Source organism: Winogradskyella helgolandensis (genome assembly GCF_013404085.1).
Taxonomy (GTDB): Bacteria; Bacteroidota; Bacteroidia; order Flavobacteriales; family Flavobacteriaceae; genus Winogradskyella; species Winogradskyella helgolandensis.
Map to the genome: position 1 here is coordinate 2188976 of NZ_JABFHO010000001.1, position 21644 is coordinate 2210619.

Annotated in this window: 21 protein-coding genes; 15 read left to right on the forward strand and 6 right to left on the reverse strand. The window is 33.1% G+C overall.

Going from position 1 to position 21644, the window contains the following annotated elements; translation table 11 throughout:
* Positions 1–37 precede the first annotated feature (37 nt).
* From HM992_RS09030 to HM992_RS09070, 9 genes are all read left to right on the forward strand, one after another.
* Positions 38–748 (forward strand): toxin-antitoxin system YwqK family antitoxin, encoded by a 711-nt coding sequence (locus HM992_RS09030; protein WP_179319428.1) that lies wholly within the window; start codon positions 38–40, stop codon positions 746–748.
* A 213-nt stretch (positions 749–961) separates the two neighbouring features.
* On the forward strand, positions 962–2149 hold the full coding sequence (gene mnmA, locus HM992_RS09035; RefSeq protein ID WP_179319429.1) for a tRNA 2-thiouridine(34) synthase MnmA: 1188 nt from the start codon (positions 962–964) through the stop codon (positions 2147–2149).
* A 113-nt stretch (positions 2150–2262) separates the two neighbouring features.
* The gene (locus HM992_RS09040) at positions 2263–3876 is read left to right on the forward strand and encodes a S8 family serine peptidase (protein ID WP_179319430.1); all 1614 of its coding nucleotides are present in this window, start codon (positions 2263–2265) and stop codon (positions 3874–3876) included.
* Positions 3876–4817 carry an NAD(P)H-dependent flavin oxidoreductase gene (locus HM992_RS09045; RefSeq protein ID WP_179319431.1) on the forward strand — a complete coding sequence of 314 codons (942 nt, stop codon included), beginning with the start codon at positions 3876–3878 and terminating at the stop codon, positions 4815–4817. The genes HM992_RS09040 and HM992_RS09045 overlap by 1 nt, the downstream gene beginning before the upstream one ends.
* A 183-nt stretch (positions 4818–5000) precedes the next feature.
* Positions 5001–6473 carry a potassium/proton antiporter gene (locus tag HM992_RS09050; protein WP_178984671.1) on the forward strand — a complete coding sequence of 491 codons (1473 nt, stop codon included), beginning with the start codon at positions 5001–5003 and terminating at the stop codon, positions 6471–6473.
* Positions 6474–6611: 138 nt separating this feature from the next.
* Positions 6612–7121 carry a DUF3124 domain-containing protein gene (locus HM992_RS09055; protein ID WP_178984672.1) on the forward strand — a complete coding sequence of 170 codons (510 nt, stop codon included), beginning with the start codon at positions 6612–6614 and terminating at the stop codon, positions 7119–7121.
* A 109-nt stretch (positions 7122–7230) separates the two neighbouring features.
* On the forward strand, positions 7231–8607 hold the full coding sequence (locus tag HM992_RS09060) for an MATE family efflux transporter (protein ID WP_179319432.1): 1377 nt from the start codon (positions 7231–7233) through the stop codon (positions 8605–8607).
* A 105-nt stretch (positions 8608–8712) separates the two neighbouring features.
* Complete coding sequence (locus HM992_RS09065; protein WP_178984674.1) at positions 8713–8940, forward strand: hypothetical protein; 228 nt, start codon at positions 8713–8715, stop codon at positions 8938–8940.
* Entirely contained in the window at positions 8940–9506 is a 567-nt protein-coding gene (locus HM992_RS09070) for a phosphatase PAP2 family protein (RefSeq protein WP_179319433.1), read from the forward strand. Before HM992_RS09065 ends, HM992_RS09070 begins: the two co-directional genes overlap by 1 nt.
* Before the next feature lie 46 nt (positions 9507–9552).
* Here the strand turns inward: HM992_RS09070 and HM992_RS09075 are convergent, their stop codons facing one another.
* The 4 genes from HM992_RS09075 to HM992_RS09090 form a co-directional block, all read right to left on the reverse strand.
* Entirely contained in the window at positions 9553–10176 is a 624-nt protein-coding gene (locus tag HM992_RS09075) for a lipid-A-disaccharide synthase N-terminal domain-containing protein (RefSeq protein WP_179319434.1), read from the reverse strand.
* On the reverse strand, positions 10173–10889 hold the full coding sequence (locus HM992_RS09080; RefSeq protein WP_179319435.1) for a glycosyltransferase family 2 protein: 717 nt from the start codon (positions 10887–10889) through the stop codon (positions 10173–10175). Before HM992_RS09080 ends, HM992_RS09075 begins: the two co-directional genes overlap by 4 nt.
* A 103-nt stretch (positions 10890–10992) precedes the next feature.
* Complete coding sequence (locus tag HM992_RS09085) at positions 10993–11583, reverse strand: hypothetical protein (protein ID WP_178984678.1); 591 nt, start codon at positions 11581–11583, stop codon at positions 10993–10995.
* Positions 11584–11911: 328 nt separating this feature from the next.
* Entirely contained in the window at positions 11912–12481 is a 570-nt protein-coding gene (locus HM992_RS09090; RefSeq protein ID WP_178984679.1) for a DUF2911 domain-containing protein, read from the reverse strand.
* Positions 12482–12752: 271 nt separating this feature from the next.
* Between HM992_RS09090 and HM992_RS09095 the strand changes: the two genes are divergently transcribed.
* The 6 genes from HM992_RS09095 to HM992_RS09120 all read left to right on the forward strand — a co-directional run bounded on the left by HM992_RS09095 (position 12753) and on the right by HM992_RS09120 (position 20845).
* On the forward strand, positions 12753–13250 hold the full coding sequence (locus HM992_RS09095) for an RNA polymerase sigma factor (RefSeq protein ID WP_195806610.1): 498 nt from the start codon (positions 12753–12755) through the stop codon (positions 13248–13250).
* On the forward strand, positions 13234–13803 hold the full coding sequence (locus tag HM992_RS09100; protein WP_179319436.1) for a hypothetical protein: 570 nt from the start codon (positions 13234–13236) through the stop codon (positions 13801–13803). The genes HM992_RS09095 and HM992_RS09100 overlap by 17 nt, the downstream gene beginning before the upstream one ends.
* A gap of 97 nt (positions 13804–13900) precedes the next feature.
* Entirely contained in the window at positions 13901–15463 is a 1563-nt protein-coding gene (locus HM992_RS09105) for a YggN family protein (protein ID WP_179319437.1), read from the forward strand.
* Between the two features lie 48 nt (positions 15464–15511).
* The gene (locus tag HM992_RS09110) at positions 15512–17011 is read left to right on the forward strand and encodes a serine hydrolase domain-containing protein (protein WP_179319438.1); all 1500 of its coding nucleotides are present in this window, start codon (positions 15512–15514) and stop codon (positions 17009–17011) included.
* Positions 17008–17697 (forward strand): peptidoglycan DD-metalloendopeptidase family protein, encoded by a 690-nt coding sequence (locus HM992_RS09115; RefSeq protein WP_179319439.1) that lies wholly within the window; start codon positions 17008–17010, stop codon positions 17695–17697. The genes HM992_RS09110 and HM992_RS09115 overlap by 4 nt, the downstream gene beginning before the upstream one ends.
* Before the next feature lie 28 nt (positions 17698–17725).
* On the forward strand, positions 17726–20845 hold the full coding sequence (locus HM992_RS09120; RefSeq protein ID WP_179319440.1) for a DUF7619 domain-containing protein: 3120 nt from the start codon (positions 17726–17728) through the stop codon (positions 20843–20845).
* Here the strand turns inward: HM992_RS09120 and HM992_RS09125 are convergent.
* Both HM992_RS09125 and HM992_RS09130 read right to left on the reverse strand, forming a co-directional pair.
* Positions 20842–21069, reverse strand: a complete 228-nt coding sequence (locus HM992_RS09125; protein WP_179319441.1) for a hypothetical protein — start codon at positions 21067–21069, stop codon at positions 20842–20844. The two genes, HM992_RS09120 and HM992_RS09125, sit on opposite strands and share 4 nt — an antisense overlap.
* A gap of 110 nt (positions 21070–21179) precedes the next feature.
* Positions 21180–21590, reverse strand: coding sequence for a hypothetical protein (locus tag HM992_RS09130; protein ID WP_179319442.1), 411 nt, complete (start codon positions 21588–21590; stop codon positions 21180–21182).
* Between the last annotated feature and the right edge of the window lie 54 nt (positions 21591–21644).

Below are 21644 nucleotides of genomic sequence, written 5' to 3' on the forward strand. Positions count from 1 at the left end.
TTCAAACCTCGACCGGTTTGTTTAACAAATTTACTAAATGATTAAACAAAAAGTTTACGCGCTTTTCACTTTAACACTATTTTTAACATCTGCATTCGCCCAAGATCCGGTGAATCAATTGGATAAAGACGGACTACGACACGGGTTATGGACCAAAAATTACCACAAAACCAAAGAAAAACGTTATGAAGGTGTTTTTAAACATGGTAAAGAAATTGACTCGTTTAAATTCTATACCTTATCTGGTGGGAAAAGTGTTTTAAGTGCTGTAAAAGTTTTTAATGAGAAAGACAGTATTGCCGATGTTACGTTTATAGCCTCTACTAAAAAGGTGATAAGTGAGGGTAAAATGAATGGTAAACGATTTATTGGACTATGGACGTATTATCATAAGAATTCTTCAATAAAAATGATTGAAGAGCATTATAATGATGATGGTTTACTTGAAGGCGAACGCTATGTCTATTTCAAAAATGGGTCTGTTGCTGAAAGTGCACATTATAAAAAGGGAAAACTAGATGGTGAATCTAAATGGTTTTCTGAGAAAGGTATTTTACTAAGGCATACGCATTATAAAGGCGGTGAATTAGAAGGCAAAACAATTAACTATGATGCTCTTGGAAATATAACTTCAGAAGGCAATTATAATAATAGTCAGAAAAAAGGTCTTTGGAACTATTATGAGGATGGGAAACTAACAAAAGAAATAGACCATACCACACAAGAAGTAATATCTAAAAAGGAATAGTTTAAAGCTATACATCTCATAGAATTTCAGAATGGCAATCTTAATAGGATTGCCTTTTTTATTTGTAATTTTGCCCAAGTTTTTCGAACAAAAACAATATGAATATGTAATGTTCATGTTTTAGATTGTCCCCTTGAGGGGACTTTAGGGGTGTTTTTCAAAAAGCATCTAGTTATTAATTAAAAGAGAAACCTGCTTTCGTAGGTAATTAATATGAAAAGAGTCATTGTAGGACTTTCAGGAGGAGTAGATTCTAGTGTTGCAGCTTATCTTTTAAAAGAGCAAGGCTACGAGGTTATTGGACTTTTTATGAAAAATTGGCACGATGATTCTGTGACCATTTCAGATGAATGTCCGTGGTTAGAAGATAGCAATGATGCCATGTTGGTCGCGGATAAATTAGGAATCCCTTTTCAGACGGTAGATTTAAGTGTGCAATATAAAGAGCGCATTGTAGATTACATGTTTAACGAATACGAAAAAGGACGCACACCAAATCCAGATGTACTTTGTAATCGTGAAATAAAGTTTGATGTCTTTATGGATATCGCTTTAGAATTAGGTGCAGATTATGTTGCTACAGGTCATTACTGCAGAAAAGGAACTATTGAAAAAGAGGGGAAACAAATACATCAGTTGTTAGCTGGTGCTGATCCTAATAAAGACCAGTCGTATTTTCTTTGTCAATTATCACAACAACAATTAGCTAAGGCATTATTTCCTATAGGTGAATTATTAAAACCAGAAGTAAGAGCAATTGCAAAAGCACAAGATTTAATCACAGCAGAAAAGAAAGATTCTCAAGGTTTATGTTTTATTGGGAAAGTGAGGTTGCCAGAATTCTTACAGCAACAATTAAAACCTAAAGAAGGAGATATCGTTGAGGTTGATAGTCGTTTGGAAATCTATAATCAAGCGTTACCAGAATTCGATTCAAAAGAAAAGGAATTAGAATTTCTATCTAAAAAAACAATCTATAATCTAACAGATGGAAAGGTTGTTGGGAAACATCAAGGTGCGCATTATTTTACTAAAGGGCAACGTAAAGGTTTAGGAGTTGGTGGAACAGTAGAACCTTTATTTGTTATTGATACAGACGTCAAAGACAATATTATTTACACAGGTCAAGGTAAACAACATCCTGGTTTATACCGAAATGTATTGTTTGTGACTAATGAAGAATTGCATTGGGTTAGAGAAGATTTAGCTTTAAAAGAAGGTGGGACTTTAGCTGTAATGGCTAGAATTCGTTACAGACAAACTTTGGAAAAAGCGACCTTACATAAAGTCGCTTCTGGTATGTATGTAGAATTTGAAAACAAGCAATCTGCAATTACCGAAGGCCAGTTTGTGGCTTGGTATTTAGAAGATGAATTGTTAGGTTCGGGTGTAATTTCTTAACTTGCATTTAGATTAATTTTTCTGATAGATTACGTCGAAATCATCAGTTCGAGTGATTTTTAACTTTTTTATAGTTAGAAATTGTATCGAGAACACGTTAGATTTAAAATCCTATGAAAAATATTTTTACAATTATTCTTTTAATATTCATTACTAATAGCTTCGCTCAAGAAGACGCATGGATCTACCTAACTGATAAGCCAAATGCTTCAGCTTTAGTAGAAAACCCAATTAGCATTCTTACACAAAAAGCTATAGATAGAAAGCAAAATCATAATATTTCTATTGATGAACGTGATGTGCCGGTTAACGAAACCTATATTTCAGATTTAAAATCCCAAACAGGAATTGCAGTCTTGGCAAAATCCAAATGGTTTAATGCCGTTCATGTTAGAGGAACGGAAGATGACATTAATGCACTTGGCAATTTAATTTTTGTTGAGAGTATTGATTTTGCTAATAAAAGTTTAAACACCTTATCAAGATCTTCTTTAATTGTAAATAAAACACATACTGAAGACGAAACAATTGCTTTTACTTATGGAGATACACAAAACCAAGTAGAAATGATTAATGTTGATAATCTTCATTTGGCAGATTTTACAGGAGAAGGTATTACGATCGCCGTAATGGATTCTGGCTTTCCCGGTGTGAGTACGATGGGAGCATTTCAGCGTTTACGAGATAATGGTGACTTATTAGACGGTTATGATTTTGTAGATAGAACTTCAGATGTGTATGACTATACAGGAAGTAATCATGGTACTCAAGTATTGAGCACAATGGCAGGATTTATTCAAGATGACTATGTTGGCACTGCTCCAGATGCCTCGTATTATGTTTTTAGAACTGAAGATGCCGGAAGTGAAAATCCCGTAGAAGAAAGTTATTGGGTGGAAGCTGCAGAGCGCGCAGATAGCTTAGGTGTAGATATGATTAATACGTCATTGGGATATCAAACTTTTGATAACTCTAATTACGATTATACACCAACGGATATGAATGGTGAAACGACCTTTATTTCTAAAGGAGCTTCCATTGCTGCAGAAAAAGGAATTTTAGTGGTTGTGAGTGCAGGAAATTCTGGGGCAACGGATTGGCAAACAGTTGGTTCTCCTGCAGATTCACCAAATGTATTATCTATTGGAGGAGTAGATGCGGATGGAGATTATGTGTCATTTAGTTCCAGAGGGAGTGATGCTCAAGTAGGTTATCAAAAACCAGATGTGGTTGCCAGAGCAGGATTAGCCTATGTGATTAATGAGTATAATAGTATTGTTCAGAATAATGGAACTTCCTTTAGTGGCCCCATTCTTTGTGGAGGTATTGCATCGTTGTGGCAAGCTATTCCTAATGCGTCACCATCCGAAGTTATGGATTATGTGAGGCAATCAGCGTCACAATTTAATACGCCAGATGATTTTCTAGGGTATGGAATTCCAGATTTAGATTTAGTGAGAACTACGGTGTTATCTTTAAATGAAGAACAGCTTAAAGATTTTAAATTGTATCCTAATCCAGTAACCACTAATTTGAATATTGAAATGCCTTCAAACGTAAATCAGTTAGAAGTTTCAATTTACAATCAATTAGGTCAAGAAGTTTTAAATCAAATGATAACTGAAAATTCGAAGTCTATTACTGTTTCAGGTTTAGTTTCAGGATTATATGTAATTAAGCTTTCAACGAAAAATAGTTCAAAAACATTCAAATTTATAAAGCACTAATGGCAAATAGAATTACCTCACTTTTCAATATAAAATATCCAATCATCCAAGCCGGAATGATTTGGAACAGTGGTTGGAGATTAGCATCTGCAGCAAGTAACTCAGGCATATTAGGTTTAATAGGAGCAGGTTCTATGTATCCAGATGTGTTGCGAGAACACATTCAAAAATGTAAAGCAGCAACCGATAACCCCTTTGGAGTTAATGTACCCATGTTGTATCCCAATGTTCAAGAAATCATGGATATCATTGTAGAAGAAGGTGTGAAGGTTGTTTTCACATCTGCCGGAAATCCGAAGACTTGGACCAAATGGTTACAAGACAAAGGCATTACAGTGGTGCATGTGGTAAGTAGTGTGAAATTTGCCTTAAAAGCTCAAGATGCCGGAGTCGATGCTATTGTTGCAGAAGGTTTTGAAGCAGGAGGACATAATGGAAGAGATGAAACTACAACGTTGACATTGATACCAATGGTAAAAGAACAACTTGAAATTCCTTTAATTGCAGCAGGTGGTATTGCCACAGGAAAAGCGATGTTAGCCTGTATGATTTTGGGTGCCGATGGAGTACAAGTAGGAAGCCGATTTGTAGCGAGTGAAGAATCTTCAGCGCACCAAGCGTTTAAGCAAGTTGTTGTTGATGCTAAAGAAGGAGATACCCAATTAACCTTGAAAGAATTAGCTCCTGTTAGATTAGTGAAGAATAAATTCTACAACGACTTACAAGAACTCTATAAAACCAGTCCATCGCCAGAACAACTTAGAGAATTGCTCGGAAGGGCTAGAGCAAAACGTGGTATGTTTGAAGGTGATTTAGAAGATGGAGAATTAGAAATTGGTCAAATTGCAGGTTTGATTCATGATGTAAAACCAGTTGCTGAGATTGTAAAGGAGATGGTGAGTGAGTATGAGTTGGCTAAAAATACTATCAGTTCATTATAACTCCATTTAAAAGACTGTGAATATGGTAATTAAACTGTTTGGATTTTGTCTAAATTGATAAATGACAAGTCTTTTGTTATAAGTTCATAATTTATTGAAGGACTACGTTTTAAAACGTTTATTTACTGCATTTTTTTTAATAAAAAACTTAAATTTGTGCTTGCTAATTTTAGCTAGTAATGTATGAATTTAACCACTGAAAACATCCTCTTAATAGGATCCCTATTACTTTTTATAAGTATTGTCGTAGGTAAAACATCTTATAAATTTGGAGTTCCGACATTAATCCTCTTTTTGGCTATCGGAATGCTTGCAGGATCTGATGGTATTGGTGGTATTCGATTTGATGATCCTAAGTTAGCACAGCTGATAGGTATTATTTCTCTTAATTTTATCTTGTTTTCCGGTGGTTTAGATACCAATTTTAAAGCCATCAAACCCATTCTTAAAGAAGGGCTCATTTTATCAACTCTTGGCGTTTTTCTAACTGCAGCAACATTGGGAACATTTGTTTGGTTTGTAACAGATTTTACAATTTATGAAAGTATGTTGTTGGGGTCTATTGTATCTTCTACAGATGCGGCAGCCGTTTTTTCTATTTTACGTTCCAAGAATCTAGCTTTAAAAACGAATTTAAGACCAACATTAGAGCTTGAAAGTGGAAGTAATGATCCCATGGCATATGTGTTAACCTTGGCGTGTTTAAGTTTGGTAATTAATCAAGACCAGAGTTTTCTCAACATGATTCTAATGTTTTTACAACAAATGATATTAGGTGGTATTGCTGGTTTTGCCTTTGGGAAATTAAGTGAATTAATTATCAATAGAATTAAATTAGGTTTCGAAGGACTTTACCCAGTCCTAGTTATCGCCCTAATGTTTATTACATTTTCTGCCACTGATTTTATAGGTGGTAATGGGTTTCTTGCCATTTATATATGTGCGGTTTATTTAGGTAATCAAGATTTAATACATAAGTCTACAATTCTGAAAATGTTTGATGGAATAGCATGGTTAATGCAAATCGTGCTATTCCTCACATTAGGATTACTTGTTTTTCCTTCGCAAATAATCCCTTATATGGGAATTGGATTACTCATTTCAATCTTCCTTATTCTTGTCGCACGACCTGCAGCGGTATTTATAAGTCTTATGTTTTTTAAAATGAAACTTGGTAGGAGGTTTTATATTTCTTGGGTTGGTTTGCGTGGTGCTGTTCCGATCGTGTTTGCTACGTATCCGCTTTTAGCAGGAATAGATAAAGCCAATATGATATTTAATATTGTATTTTTTATTTCGGTGACTTCTGTTTTAATTCAAGGAACAACGCTATCTCTGTTTGCAAAATGGTTAAATGTAGCCTTGCCAGAAGAGATAAAACCTATAGCGGAAAATGACAGATATATTCTTAATTTGCCCAAATCAGCAATGGAAGAAATTTTGATACCTGCTCATAGTTTTGCAGTAGATAAACGTATTATAGATTTACATTTTCCAACATCAGCGTTTATTGTAATGATTAAACGAAATAATAAGTTTGTGCGTCCAGGCGGATCTACTATTATTGAAGCTAACGATATTTTAGTGCTACTTTTGGATAATGACGATAGCTTATCAGAAGTTAATAATATATTAGGAAATACTATATTGAATTAAAACTAAAACGAAGGTTGAGGGAGATGTATATTAAGTTTTAATTTTATTTGCAGTTCCAAAATTTATCATTATAATTAAGTGTTTAAACCCATTCAATCCCGTATTTTTATTATGAATCATAAAGCAAATTATCACATTATGAAAAGAATAATAATTTTATTTATAGTGCTCTTTGGTTTTTACTCTTGTAATGAAGTTTTGGGTAAAGAGGAATTTAAAAAAGTCGATTGGAAGGCGAGACAAGCAACTATTAAACCTACTGATTCATTAACTTCAGGAGAATCATATTTATCGGTTTACTCTCAGATCTATAGTTACTCTCAGCATAAAATGTATAATCTTACAGCTATGATAAGTTTAAGAAATACAAGCGCCAAAGACAGTATTTATTTATCTAAAATCAATTATTACGATACACACGGTGCCTTAATTAAATCGTATATAGACGATCCTATTTATTTAACTCCTATGGAAACGATAGATATTGTAATCAATGAAGTGGATATTTCAGGTGGTACAGGTGGTAATTTTATTTTCGATTGGAATACACCTAAAGCTTGTCCTGAGCCAATTTTTGAAGGAGTAATGACGTCTACATCTGGTCAGCAAGGCTTATCGTTTTTAACACAGGCTAAGAGAATCGATTAATTTGGCTTAACTTTAAGGGTTCTATTGTACACTTTTTCTACTTTAAAGTTGTGTTTTATTTACCAGATATTTCATTATTAAAACTAAATGGAAGTATTACTTTTGCACCATGGTTTTAAGCAACTACACGAAAGAATTTAGATACAATCTGAAACTCGCATCTCCAGTAATGTTGGGTATGCTTGGTCATACCTTTGTGAGTTTTGTAGATAATATAATGGTTGGTCAGTTGGGTGCAGCAGAATTAGCTGCTGTATCTTTAGGTAATAGCTTCATTTTTATTGCAATGTCTATAGGTATTGGTTTTTCTACAGCGATTACACCTTTAGTTGCAGAAGCAGATACAGAAAATAATTTTGAAAAAGGAAAATCTGTTTTTAAGCATGGCCTTTTTCTATGTACGGTTTTAGGTCTCGTATTATTTGGTGTTTTATTATTTGCAAAGCCCTTAATGTATATCATGGATCAGCCAGAAGAAGTGGTCGATTTAGCAATTCCGTATCTAGATTTAGTGGCATTTTCATTGGTTCCTTTAATTGTTTTTCAGGCCTTTAAGCAATTTAGCGATGGTTTATCGTTAACCAAATATCCTATGTATGCAACCATTGTTGCCAACCTGCTCAATGTGGCTATTAATTACGTTTTAATTTTTGGAAAGTTTGGTTGTCCTGAAATGGGAATTGTTGGTGCGGCTGTTGGTACTTTAGTTTCACGTTTTGTAATGGTCGCATATTTATGGTGGCTATTAGCAAAACGCGAAAAATCAAAAGCTTACGTGACTAATATTAAATTCTTTCAGCTAAGTAAACAACCTATTAAAAAGCTAAGTAATTTAGGATTGCCTAGTGCGATGCAAATGTTTTTTGAAGTGGGTATTTTTACAGCTGCCATTTGGCTAAGCGGAACTTTAGGAGCTAATGCGCAAGCTGCGAATCAGATTGCACTTAACTTGTCTTCAATGACCTTTATGGTGGCAACAGGATTAAGTGTTGCTGCAATGGTGAGAGTCGGTAATCAAAAAGGATTAAAAGATTTCAAAGCTTTAAAACGTATTGCTGAATCGATATTTTTTGTCGGGTTTATTTTTGCCGTTATTTTTGCTTTGTTCTTTGTCTTATTCCATCAATTTCTTCCAGATTTGTATGTAGATTTAGATGATCCTGAAAATGCAGTTGACACAGCAGAAGTTGTGAAAATTGCTGCAACTTTATTGTTAGCTGCAGCTGTTTTTCAGATTAGTGATAGTCTTCAGGTGATAGCACTTGGTGCGTTACGTGGTTTGCAGGATGTTAAAATCCCGACTATAATTACCTTTATTTCGTATTGGGTTGTTGGTTTCCCTATTAGTTATTATTTAGGAAAAGAAGACGCCTATGGTAGCTTAGGTATTTGGGTTGGACTTATAGCAGGCTTAACTGTTGCGGCAATTCTTTTGTTTATTCGCTTTAATCTACTTACCAAAAAACTTATTTTGAAGACTAATTAGCATTATAAGTACTTTTAACTCCTAACTAAATTCGTATTTTTGCAGTAATAGTAAGAAACCCTTTAGACACTTTAAGTACTCATAATTTATAACTCATAACTATACATGGAATTACCAAAATTCATACTAGGTGATAATACAGATTATCCTAATGCTATATTTATAATACATACTGAATTTCCTCGTTTTATCATTAACCTAGAAGATGATGAGGTAGAATGGTTTGAAGAGTTTGATCAGCATGACGAAAAGGAATTAGAAACTGAAACTGAAAATTATATTCAGGAAGCTACCGACTTTTACGATAGAGAAATTGCGAGATACGACGATTAATGCTAGAACAACTTATAGAGTACGATAAAGAACTGTTTATATACCTCAATAACTTAGGGTCTGAAACTTGGGATGGTTTATGGTTGGTAATCACCAATAAGCTGTCTTCAATTCCTCTATACGTTTTATTACTGTTCTTAATTTATAAGAAACTAGGTTGGAGAGCGTTAGTTCTAGCTGTATTTGTTGTGGCTGCTATGATAGCCTTTACAGATCAAATTTCAAATCTCTTTAAGTCTTCGTTTGAACGCCCTAGACCGTGTAGAGCAGAAGGAGTAATGGATTTAGCCCGTTTGGTTGCACCACGATGCAGTTTATATGGTTTCTTCTCTGGGCATGCTTCTAACTCAATGGCAGCTGCTATTTTTGCGGGTTTATTATTAAGACCTTATTTTAAGAATCTTATGTATCTATTATTAGTTTGGAGTTTCGTTGTAGCCTATAGCCGCATTTATGTAGGTGTTCACTATCCACTAGATTTATTATGTGGTATGACATTTGGTGGACTATCTGGTTTTGGGTTTTATAAACTGTTTAATTATATTTTTAAAAAATATATCGCTTAAGTTTTAGTCCTTTGATAAAGCAGATTTAACAACTGACATTTGATTCTTAATCAGTGGCTTGCTGAATTAAATACGTGTTACGAGCGTAAATCACCACGCCAAATAAATGTCCTATAAACAAGACAGGATCTTTTCTTATAATAGCATACGTTAATATTAAACACGCTCCAATTAAACTCAATATCCAGAATCCCAAAGGTAAAACAGAGGCTTTGTTACGTTCAGAATAAATCCATTGATACACAAAACGTAGTGTAAAAATGACTTGAGCAACAATACCTAATGTCAATAACCATGCAGGAATATCTGCATTTTGAAAAAGTAACTCGACATCAATTTTGTTGTTATTATAATAAAACACAACGATTAAAACCGGAACAACAAAAAGTAAATACTGTATAATTTTGGGGAATTTCCCCCATTCTCCTTGCAGTTGCAAATTTCGGATATAAATATAATACGTTAAACTCTGCCCCAACATAATAGCAAAATCTAAGCGTAAATAACCATAAATAAATAATAAGAAAGATGCTATTAAACTCAGTATCCAAAATGCTTTTGGGGAACTGACTTTACGTTGCTTTTCTGAAGTGATCCATTGAACGATAAGCCGAGAAGAAAATAAAATCTGAGCTAAGAATCCGATGCTGTAAATAATCCAGTCTTTCATTTACTGGATTTTAATATCTCGTAATTAATGTATTTTTTCTTCATCCATAAATAGGCAAAACAATCCATTAGAGGACCAAATAACCTGTTCCAAACCCCAAATTTGCCTGTGCCAGCTATTCTTGGAAAATGTTGAACCGTAATTTGTTTGATGCGTCCATCTTGAAGCATAATCATCGCAGGTAAAAAACGATGTAACCCTCTAAACATTGGAATGCGTTTCGCATAATCCGTTCTAATAACTTTCAGTGGACAACCCGTGTCAATCATTCCATCATGCGTGAAAGCGCGTCTTATGCCGTTTGCAATTTTAGACGACATACTTTTTATAAATGAATCTTTCCGGTGAGACCGTACACCAGTCACCAACTCATAAGAATCAATATGTTCTAAAAGGCGATTAAAATCTTCTGGAGTAGTTTGTAAATCAGAATCTATATAGCCCACTAACTCAGAATTAACATTGTCAAAACCCGCTTTTATAGCAGCACTTAAACCTCTGTTTTCTTTAAAGGAGATGTACTCAAATGCGTCGTTGCGTTCGCAAATAGCTTCGATTAACGCTTGACTATTATCACTAGAGCCATCATTAACAAAGAGTACAGACGTTGTAAACGTAGCAACCTTAAGATATTTTAATAGTTCTGATTCTACACGTTGTAAATTATCCTCTTCATTATAAACGGGAACTATGATAGTGAATTGGTACGTCATGCAGTGTATGGCTTTGTAAGTACAAAAATATCGTTTTTTTGTAAGTCAGCAAGCTCTTGTAATTTAATGTATAATATAGAGGTTTTTTAAGTAAAAAGTATTACTACTCGTCGGATTCCATTTTTAGCCTTACTTCATTAGTTATTTGTTGTAGTTCTAAATTCTCTGGGTCTTTCATTTCATTTTTGACCGCTTCAATATATTCAGGGTAATCTCTAAATGTCATTTCTACTATAGTTTCAGGTTTTGTTAAGAACAATACTAATCCAACTATCGAAATTATAGAAAGACGCATTAAAAGTGAGCTGTAAAACGTGTTTTTATATTTAATATATTTAAAAATTACAACAGCAATTATTGGTAATACACTAATCAATCCTATTAATAGAATTATACTCCCATAAGGCCACCTTTGGAATTTGAATAAAATACTGATTGAAATTAAAGATAAAACAAATCCAGTACCAACTGTTCCCAGGATTCTTAACATACTTATGCTTGCGTAGGATTCCTTTTTGAATAAATTTCTAAATCTAATTTGATTTAACAATCCGAAACTAAACACAAAATATAGCATTGCTAATAATAAAGTAAGCTGTGTAATAAGTAGAGCGGCATATGGATACGTAAAACATAGTCGTAACACCATTAATAATAGAATTCCTATGCCAATACTTATTTCGGTCTGTTTCATTTTTTGGTTGGTTATTTAGCACATTTATAAGCGTAAATATTATGCAGCTGCTAATAGGGTTGTTTTTCTAATCTTTAGCTAATAATGTCGTTTGCTTTTTTAATGTGTGAAGGGTTAGTACTTTTAATTAAAGTAATGGTTCTACTTAACGCAGTTATATTTCCGGATATAATTCTATAAACCAAATCATTAATAGAAACTGTCTTCTTAAGATTCGCTTTTATGAATTTGGCACCGTTAGAACTTAAACTATATGGTGGTTCAAGACTATTCTGTTTATAACAAGCAGATTGGAATATCTAGTTTTGCGTTGCCATTTTTAGGCCGTTTACTTCTGTGTGTTTGTTTCTTTAATTTCAATTGGGACTTCAATTAAGGTGTTGTCCCAAGCCATGGTTAATTTTAAATGCCCTGTTTTATGGTCGAAAGCAATGGTGAAACGTTCTACGGTGACGTCTAATTCTTGGGCTGGGACTACCAATTCAAGTGCATCATAGTTTGGGTCCCACATGGGTTCCATTTTTTCGTTAACACCCCAATCATATTGTTTAGAGTTAAACATGACTTTCCAATTGTCTTTCATTGGAACGGTCCAAATGGTATATTTTCCTTTTTTTAATACTATGCCATCAATTAATAATGCTTGATTAGTTTCAAAAGTTGTAGCTTCATTTGCACCTGTTCTCCATACTTTATCAAAAGGAACTAAAGCTCCAAAAATATCTCTATCACGTTTGGATGGTCTGTTGTATTCTACTTTAAGGGTTAAGTCGTTAAGTGAAATTTCAGCAGTATCTTTTGGACTTAAAGGTGGTGAAAAAATATCTTCAACAAATACAGAATACAATAGCAAACCTAAAGCTAAAATGGATAAGATGATAAGGAGGCGTTTAAACATAATTGTTAATCTTAAAATAATATAGGTTGAAAATTAAAATGCAAACTTATGCATTCAAGATTTAAAGATAATTGAAATCCATAACTTTATAGATGTCAAACGTTGAATTTTATGGAAATCTTATAAAATTGAAAATATTTTAAAGATTCTTGCAACACTTCAATTTTTATGTCGTCTTTAAGGTGTAACCAATCAAAAAACTAAAACCAAAATCAGCAACTTTCAAATTCATATTGTTGAAAAATGCAGGCAGAATGATAGACAAGCGCAAATGCAATTGTATAATCAGTATTGTAATGGCATGTTAATCGTAGCGCTTCGATTTGTAAAAGATACAATGGAAGCAGAAGATATTGTACAAGAAGCGTTTATTAAAGCGTTTTCAAAATTAGAACAATATAAAGCTGAAGTGAGTTTTGGAGCATGGCTAAAACGTATTGTTATTAATAAATGTATCGATGTTTTAAAGTCGAAAAGACAGCGAATAGTTGAATTAGAAGACTATCATTTAAATGTTATTGAAGATAACAACGACAATGATTGGACAGTTGACGAAGGTATTTCAGTAGATGACGTAAAAACAGCTATAGAAGCACTGCCAGAAAAATACAAGTATGTTGTGTTGTTGTATTTAATGGAAGGCTACGATCATAAAGAGATTTCTGAAATTTTAAATATTACAGAGATTGCTTCTCGAACACAGCTATCGCGAGGAAAGCAAAAATTAAAAGATGCATTAAAACTGAAAAGAAATGGGACAAGATCTTAGAAATTTATGTAAACAAGACCCAAAGGATCAGCAAGCTAAAATGTCTGAAGGGCATGAAGCACGTTTTCTTGAAAAATTAGAAAATGAGTTTCCTACAAAGAAAAAACAAACTAATAGATTCGGGTTTTTAAATATAGCAGCGAGTGTCATTGTATTGTTAGGGTTGAGTTATGGCGCATATCAATATTATCAGGTTCCAACAAAAACAGTTGAACCTATTAAAGTTGTAGAAGCTGAAATAAAAACCTTAGGAGATGTGTCTCCAGATTTAAAAAAGGTGGAAGATTACTATTTAGCAAGTATTAATCTGGAATTATCTAAAGTGCAACTCACTCCAGAAAATAAAGAATTATTTGATGGCTACGTCGGAAGACTGAAAGAGTTAAACGATGAATATAAGACCTTAACGATAGAGTTAAACAACAACGGACCCAATACGGCCACTTTAGATGCACTTATTAATAATTTAAAATTTAGATTGAATTTAGTAATGCGCCTGAAAGAAAAATTGTTAGAATTTAAAGACGACTCCGTTACACAAGAAATTTTATAAATCAGAATCAGTCAATCAATCAATCAATCAATCAATCAATCAAAAAACGAACAGATTTTACTCGGCTTTACTGGGTACGTCTAAAAAATCAAAAATCATGAACACCATTAGAATTTTAGTTATGTGTCTAATAACCACGTTTTGTTATGCACAGAAAAAGATGAGTAAAACATCACAAGCCATCAAAGTGAATAAGGATGTGGTTGTAGAATTAAACACCAGTTATGTAGAAATAGAAATAGACACCTGGAATAAAGATGTCGTTGAAGTTGAAGCTTATATTGAAGGAGATAAATTATCTGACGAGGAATTAAAAAACGCTTTAAAAGCATGGCAACTTAAAGTTGAAGGTTCTAATAACAACGTCATTATTTCGTCTATTGGAGGTATGAGTTCGGGTTCATTTCCGGATTCTGATTATGCAGATGTCTTAAAAGAATTAGAATATCAATTAATCGAATTACCAGAAATGCCAGAAATGCCGGAAATGCCAATGATGCCGATAATGCCGGCTATAGCAGAAATGCCATTGATTCCTGAAATTCCCGAAATGCCAGTAATGCCAAAACTACCGGAGTTGCCAAAAGGCATTACAACCATAGAATTTGATTACGAAGCATATCAAAAAGATGGAGAAACCTATTTAGCTGAATGGAGCAAAAAGTATGAAAAGCAAGGTGGTAAAGAATTTCAGAAAAAGATGGAAGACTGGGCACGTAAGTTTGGAGACTCAGGATATCAGGAGAAAATGGAAAAATGGGGAGAAGAGTACGGGAAGCGTTTTGAAGGTAAATGGGCAAGAGATATGGAAAAATGGGGAGAGAAGTTTGGTGAGACCTACGGTAAGGATATGGAAAAATGGGGAGAGGAATTTGGTGAAAAATTTGGTAAAGAATGGGGTGAGAAAATGGAAATTTGGGGAGAGCGTTTGGAGAAACAAATGGAACAACAGGCCGACGCTATGGAGAAAAGAGGTGAGTCTTTAGAGAAAAGACAGGAAGCGCTTGCCAAACGATACGAACATATGGCAGATAGAAGATCTTCTGTTTATGTAAAGCGATTAGAATTGGGAAATAATAGTAAAATAAAAAAGGTGATTAAAATTAAAATCCCTAAAAAAGCCCAACTAAAGACTAATATTAGGCATGGTGAATTAAAAATAACATCTGCAATACACAATATGAAAGGCGATATTTCGCATTCATTTTTAGTAGCAGAACACATTGATGGAAGCGAGACTTCCATCAATGTCTCTTATTCACCAGTCATAGTGAATATTTGGAATATGGGAACTTTAAATCTCAATTTTGTAGATAAAGCTCAGATTAAAACCGCTCAAAATTTAGTGCTCAATTCTAAATCCTCTAATGTAACGCTAGCGAATTTAAATGATACCGCTATTATTGACGGCAGTTTTGGGGATTTAACGATTTCTAATTTAAGTGCCACCTTTAAGAATCTTAATTTGGTATTAGAAAATAGCGATGCGCTAATCAACTTGCCACAAGCTATAGATTACACACTCTACTATAAAGGCAACCGTTCAAAGTATAATAACAAAACGACAGAACAAAAAACAATTCGTCATTATCCTGATGGTCAGAATTCTAATCGAAATATTGTGGTCAATGCCAAATTTAGTAACGTGATTATTAATTAATCTTAAATCCGTATTTTTATAGAGAACTAACGACTTTAAACATAAATTATGAGATTCATAACTCAATTTGCTATAGTGTGCTTTTTTACAGCATGCTTTTTTTGTTGTAAAACAGATTCTAACGCTAAAGTTAACTCAGAAGTCAATAACTATGATGCATTTATTTCAAAATTAAAAGCGAAGGGCATTACTACAGGTAATATTCTCGTGTATAAAGATGGTGCTATTATATATCAAAGTTCTAACGGATTACGGTCTATAGACCCAATAGATTCGTTGAATTTAAACTCACAGTTTAGACTGGCATCTGTAAGCAAGCAATTTACTGGTATGGCTATTATGAAATTAAAAGAAGCTGGTAAATTGGAGTATGATCAAAAGGTAAATACTATATTAACCGACTTTCCTTATGATCATATTACCATTCGTCAATTATTGCATCATACTTCAGGACTTGCAGATTACGAGCGTTTGATTGCTGAGAATTTTGTAAAGGAAGATTCGACTAAAAAGTACATTTTAGGTAATAATGAGATATTAACTGAGTTTTACCGTGTGAATCCGGAGTTAGATTTTCAACCTGGAGATAAATGGGAGTACAGTAATACAGGCTATTTGGTTTTAGCGTCGATTGTAGAAAAAATATCGGGTCAACACTTTAAAGCGTTTTTAAAAGAACAGATTACAGATCCCGTGGGCATGACAAATACAACCTTGTACAGCTATCAAATAGAAACCGATTCCGCAATGCCTAATCGTGTATTTGGTTACCAATTGGCATTAAACCAGAACGATTTAGTGTCAAATGATTACCATATTGTAAACGATGTTAGAGGTGATGGAGGAATTTATTCAACCTTAGAAGATTTATACAAATGGAATATGGCCTTAGCTAACCAAACTATAATTTCAAAAGCCTATTTAGATGACGCTTGGACGCCAGGTATTTTAAATAATGGAGATCTTACCAACTATGGTTTTGGTTGGTTTTTAGAGCAGGATCCATCCAAACCAAAAACAGTCTTTCACTCTGGAGGTTGGGTTGGTTTTGTAACGTTTTTATATAATGAACTCGATACAAAAAGTGGTTTTATAATATTAACCAACAATACAACCAATGACTTTGGAACTATTATAAATGGGATTTCAAATATTAGAGCCGGACAACCATATGAGATGCCAAAAACAGTACTAGTTGCAGGAATGGCAAAACGTATTTTTTCAGAGGATTCAAACACCGCAATGCGCTACTACCATGCTCATAAAATGGATACCCTTGATTATTCGGTGTCTGAAGGAGATTTAAATGTGTTAGGCTATCAATTATTAAACGAAGATGAACTAAATGCGGCATTGGCTATTTTTAAATTAAATATTGAAGAACATCCCACTTCGGCAAATCCATACGATAGTTATGGTGATGCCTTATTGATAAAAGGTGATTCTATAAATGCGTTGAAGAATTTCAAAAAATGTTTTAAAATGGATAGTACTTTAACCTATGCAAAGGATAAATCTGAAAAATTAGAAGCCGCATTAAAACTATGACTATATTAGATTTGCTAATCCAACTTGAAGCTCATCCTTTAGTGGATCCTTCAATACCAAAAGCATCCTATATGCCTTTAGATTTATCCGTTGATAATTCAGAATTAAGGGCTGTTAATGTTTCTAATTCTAAGGATTTAGAAAAATTCATCTGGAATCATATAAATACCAACAACGCCAAAATCGCTTATGGAGGTTACCTAGAAAAACGAGCGATTTACCAACGTAGTAATTATTTTAATCAAACAAATTCTGACACGGAACGTAACATTCATTTAGGATTGGATCTTTGGATAGAAGCTAATACACCCATTTTTGCACCATTATTAGGAACCATTCATAGTTTTAAAAACAATACCAATTATGGTGATTACGGACCAACTATTGTTTTGAAACATCACATTGAAGAATTTGAATTTTATACACTCTATGGTCATCTTAGTTTAGAATCTATTGAGGATTTAGAAGTTGGAGTAGAAGTGAACCAAGGCGAGCAAATAGCAACATTAGGAACGGCAGAGATCAATGGTGATTATCCTCCACATTTACATTTTCAAATTATAAAGGATATACAAGATTATTCAGGTGATTATCCTGGAGTGAGTAGTTTGTTAGATTTAGAATTTTATAAAGAAAATTGTTTAAACCCTAATTTGTTAGTGGGTATAGGTGTAAGAAATTTTTGATTATTATTGTATCAATAAAATTATTCCTATGAAAAAGAGCTACGTGTTAATATTCTTATTCTTTGTTTCAACTATAATGAATGCGCAAATTGTTGATATTCCTGATGCTAATTTTAAGAACGCCTTATTAAATACCAATTGCGCAGACCTAAACGGTGAGGGTTATTATAGTAGCGACGCTGATTTAAATGATGATGGTGAAATTCAGGTTTCTGAAGCAGAAGCTATTTTAGGTCTTAATCTTAGTAACCAAAATATAAGCTCGTTAGAAGGTTTAGATTCCTTTGTAAATATTAAGAGCTTTAAATGTGCGAGTAATGATATAACTTCGATCGATTTAAGTTTTGTTACTGATATTGAACACGATTTAATAATCTCTGCAAATCAAAACCTGATAAGTGCTAACTTGGGAAATATTACCTCTATTGGTGGTGATTTTACTTGCTTCAATAATGCAGCTCTAAATAATCTAGATTTAGGAGCATTGGTCTCGGTAGGTGAGGATTTTTCATGTCAATCAAATGGTAGTTTGATTACTGTCAATTTACAGAATTTATATCAAGTTAATGCTAGTTTAAGTTTTAATAACAACGATGCTATAAACGGATATAATCTATCTAACTTATATAATGTTGCAGGTCTTTTTCGTATTTCAGGTCATTACGATTTAACAAGTATCGATATAAATTCTTTAAACAACGTACGATCTTTGGAGATCACAGATAATGTCAATCTTTCCTCTCTTAATGTGCCAAATCTATTAACAACAAATAGTATAAATGTACATGGCAACAGTAATCTTACTTCAGTAAGTTTTGATAATTTAACTACAGTTACATATGACCTACCTATTGCTGGTGCATGTATAATAATAGATAATCCAGTAATAGAGTCAATAAATTTTGAAAGCCTAGTCAATGTTGATGGCTCTTTAACGATTGATGGTTCTGATAACCTAAACACGTTAGAATTTTCTAATTTAGTAAATGCAGGCAATTTAACAATGGAGTTCATAGAAATACCAAATTTAAATTTAAGCAGCTTACAAACTGTAGGTTATGATTTGGATATATATGCTATTACTAATACATTAAATTCTATTGATTTAGGTAGTTTAAATAGTGTGATTTATGATATTAATATTACAGCTAATAATCTTTCAGTTGTTAATCTTAATAATTTACAAAGTGTAGATGATCTTAGAGTTTATGGTAGTTTTAATGAGATAAGTTTTCCTAGTTTAATAGACGATGTCTATAAAATTGATTTGTCTGATAATATAAACTTAACAAATTTAGATTTTAGCAATATAACGTCATTGCACACTTTAGACTTATCTAATAATGATATTATTAATTTAGATATAAGTAATTTAGAGTCTGCACAAAATATCGATGTACAAAATAATACTCTTACAGAACTTAATTTAGAAAGTTTAACTAACGCTTCTTCTATAAATTTAGGCTATAATAATTTGGTTGATTTGGATATTAGTAGTTTAGAAAGTGTTAGCTATCTAACGTTAACAAATAATGCTTTTACTTTTTTAGACTTAAGCACTGCTGAAATTACAACAGCTCTTCAATTGTATGGTAATACCAACCTAACAACTTTGTTTGTTAAAAATGGAAGTGAAACTAATAACATTACATTTAATAATTGCCCAAATTTGGCATATATCTGTGCAGATGATTTTGAAATAGACCAAATTCAAAATTATGATGATACTATAAATATGTCAGGTGTTAATATTAATACCTATTGCAGCTTTGTGCCGGGAGGTGATTATTTTACTTTAGAAGGTGAAAATAAGTTCGATTCTAATAATGACGGCTGTGCTAGTGGCAATATAATTTATCCAGAACTAAATTTTAATATTTCCGATGGTACAAATGATGGTTCCTTTATTTCTAATATTTCGGGAGATTACTCAATAGCTTTACAACAGGGATCCTATACTATAACTCCATTACTTGAAAATGCAGAGTACTTTAATGTCTCTCCATCCACTGTAGTTCTTGATTTTCCATCACAAGTATCACCATTTACTCAAGACTTTTGTATTACACCAAATGGTGATTTTAATGATTTAGAAATTGTTGTTTATCCAATAACTCAGGCCATACCTGGTTTTAATGCTCAATATGGAATTGTTTATACAAACCGAGGAACAACAACATTATCGGGAACAGTTGACTTTGTTTATAATGGTAATCTTAATGAATCTACCTTCGTAAGCGCGTTTCCAGCACAAGATAATCTTTCAGATGGTGTAATAACATGGAACTATTCTAATTTACAACCCTTTGAAACTAGAGAAATTGATATCGTATTAGAGTTAAATACACCAACCAATCCGAGTTTTCCACTAAATGATGGAGATATTTTAAGTTATTTTGCTCAGATTTTTCTTGAAGTAGGTGATGAGATACTACCGAATAGTAATTCATCTTTAAAACAAGTGGTGGTAAATTCTTATGATCCTAATGACAAAACATGCTTAGAAGGAGAAACAATTTTTCCTGAAATGATTGGTGAATATGTGCAATACATGATTCGTTTTGAAAACTTGGGTACTGCCAATGCAATAAATGTTGTGGTTAAAGATATTATAGATGAAACTAAATTTGATATTAGTACACTTATTCCGTTACATGCAAGTCATAATTATGTTACAAAAATTACGAATATTAATACCGTAGAATTTATTTTTGAAAACATTAACTTACCTTTTGATGATGCAAACAACGATGGTTATATTTTATTCAAAATTAAAACAAAGCCAACTTTAATTGTAGGTGATACATTTAGCAATTCTGCTGAAATTTATTTTGATTTCAATTTTCCTATCATTACCAATACTGCTGAAACAATTGTAGTGGAAGCACTTTCTGTAAACGATTTTCAATCTAACTTTCCGATTAAATTATATCCAAATCCTGCAGAAAACACACTTCATATTTCATCACCGATAGCGGTGAAATCAGTTTATATTTATGATATTAATGGTAGGGTTTTACAGAGTATTAAATATGATGATAACATATTGGAAAAAACAATTGATATCAAAGAATTATCAAAAGGCGTTTATTTTGTTAAATTGATTTCTAGTGAGATGGAATCGATTAATAAAATTTTTAAAGACTAGTCTTGAATGGCTTTCTTTTTCTTTTCAGAAGTTTTATAAATCCATTCTACAATAAAGCACAACCCAATAATACCAAGAGAGACCAACACTCCTGTAAGATTCGATTGGTATTGTTGATTAATTAAAACCACTAAGGCGATCAGGCAAAGGACACAGCCACTTATCGGAATGATTTTATTACTACCTGTGGCTTTGGTGCACTTAATACCTACCCAATTGACCATTCCAAAGATGAGAATAAAACCAACGCTTCCTGCCGTTGAAATACTTTCAAAGTCTAGAATGTTGACTACAACTAATTAAATATGCGTATAATTCTGAGCGTACGCGTCTATTAAAAATTCTTGTTTACCTGTCTTTTGGTCAGGATATGTCCCAAAATGAAACCTACTATAGCAAATACACCATCTGAAAGTGTAAACCACAGTTCTTTTGGTAGCATCACGATATTAAAGAATGTAGCCGCAAGCATTAGTGCTCCTACGATGTAACTTGGTACGATACTGGTTTTAGATATTTTGGCCGCTACAAACATTCCAAAACACACTCCAACGAAATGGGCGATGACGACACATATTTTCATGCCCACAGGAATCTTATCCATGTTGTTGCTTAGCCAATCCATATTTAATGGGTCTGCGCCATCTGGTAAAGGAAATAGGTTATGACCGATTAGGTTTTCGATGAGGTAAACACTTAGTGATGCTGCGATAAAGCCAATAATGGTCGCTAATACATGTCTCATTATTCCAATTGATTAGTGGTTATTATAGATGCTATGCGTAATTAAAGGTATGAA

Excerpts from the sequence above, each read along its gene's own strand:
- HM992_RS09080 (WP_179319435.1), bottom strand. The coding sequence starts at position 10,889 with ATGACGTACCAATTCACTATCATAGTTCCCGTTTATAATGAAGAGGAT.
- HM992_RS09100 (WP_179319436.1), top strand. The coding sequence starts at position 13,234 with ATGGGACAAGATCTTAGAAATTTATGTAAACAAGACCCAAAGGATCAG.
- HM992_RS09050 (WP_178984671.1), top strand. The coding sequence starts at position 5,001 with ATGAATTTAACCACTGAAAACATCCTCTTAATAGGATCCCTATTACTT.
- HM992_RS09060 (WP_179319432.1), top strand. The coding sequence starts at position 7,231 with ATGGTTTTAAGCAACTACACGAAAGAATTTAGATACAATCTGAAACTC.
- HM992_RS09045 (WP_179319431.1), top strand. The coding sequence starts at position 3,876 with ATGGCAAATAGAATTACCTCACTTTTCAATATAAAATATCCAATCATC.
- HM992_RS09120 (WP_179319440.1), top strand. The coding sequence starts at position 17,726 with ATGAAAAAGAGCTACGTGTTAATATTCTTATTCTTTGTTTCAACTATA.
- HM992_RS09105 (WP_179319437.1), top strand. The coding sequence starts at position 13,901 with ATGAACACCATTAGAATTTTAGTTATGTGTCTAATAACCACGTTTTGT.
- HM992_RS09030 (WP_179319428.1), top strand. The coding sequence starts at position 38 with ATGATTAAACAAAAAGTTTACGCGCTTTTCACTTTAACACTATTTTTA.
- HM992_RS09110 (WP_179319438.1), top strand. The coding sequence starts at position 15,512 with ATGAGATTCATAACTCAATTTGCTATAGTGTGCTTTTTTACAGCATGC.
- HM992_RS09095 (WP_195806610.1), top strand. The coding sequence starts at position 12,753 with ATGCAATTGTATAATCAGTATTGTAATGGCATGTTAATCGTAGCGCTT.
- HM992_RS09040 (WP_179319430.1), top strand. The coding sequence starts at position 2,263 with ATGAAAAATATTTTTACAATTATTCTTTTAATATTCATTACTAATAGC.
- HM992_RS09070 (WP_179319433.1), top strand. The coding sequence starts at position 8,940 with ATGCTAGAACAACTTATAGAGTACGATAAAGAACTGTTTATATACCTC.
- HM992_RS09085 (WP_178984678.1), bottom strand. The coding sequence starts at position 11,583 with ATGAAACAGACCGAAATAAGTATTGGCATAGGAATTCTATTATTAATG.
- HM992_RS09065 (WP_178984674.1), top strand. The coding sequence starts at position 8,713 with ATGGAATTACCAAAATTCATACTAGGTGATAATACAGATTATCCTAAT.
- HM992_RS09075 (WP_179319434.1), bottom strand. The coding sequence starts at position 10,176 with ATGAAAGACTGGATTATTTACAGCATCGGATTCTTAGCTCAGATTTTA.
- HM992_RS09125 (WP_179319441.1), bottom strand. The coding sequence starts at position 21,069 with ATGGTCAATTGGGTAGGTATTAAGTGCACCAAAGCCACAGGTAGTAAT.
- mnmA (WP_179319429.1), top strand. The coding sequence starts at position 962 with ATGAAAAGAGTCATTGTAGGACTTTCAGGAGGAGTAGATTCTAGTGTT.
- HM992_RS09115 (WP_179319439.1), top strand. The coding sequence starts at position 17,008 with ATGACTATATTAGATTTGCTAATCCAACTTGAAGCTCATCCTTTAGTG.
- HM992_RS09130 (WP_179319442.1), bottom strand. The coding sequence starts at position 21,590 with ATGAGACATGTATTAGCGACCATTATTGGCTTTATCGCAGCATCACTA.
- HM992_RS09090 (WP_178984679.1), bottom strand. The coding sequence starts at position 12,481 with ATGTTTAAACGCCTCCTTATCATCTTATCCATTTTAGCTTTAGGTTTG.
- HM992_RS09055 (WP_178984672.1), top strand. The coding sequence starts at position 6,612 with ATGAAAAGAATAATAATTTTATTTATAGTGCTCTTTGGTTTTTACTCT.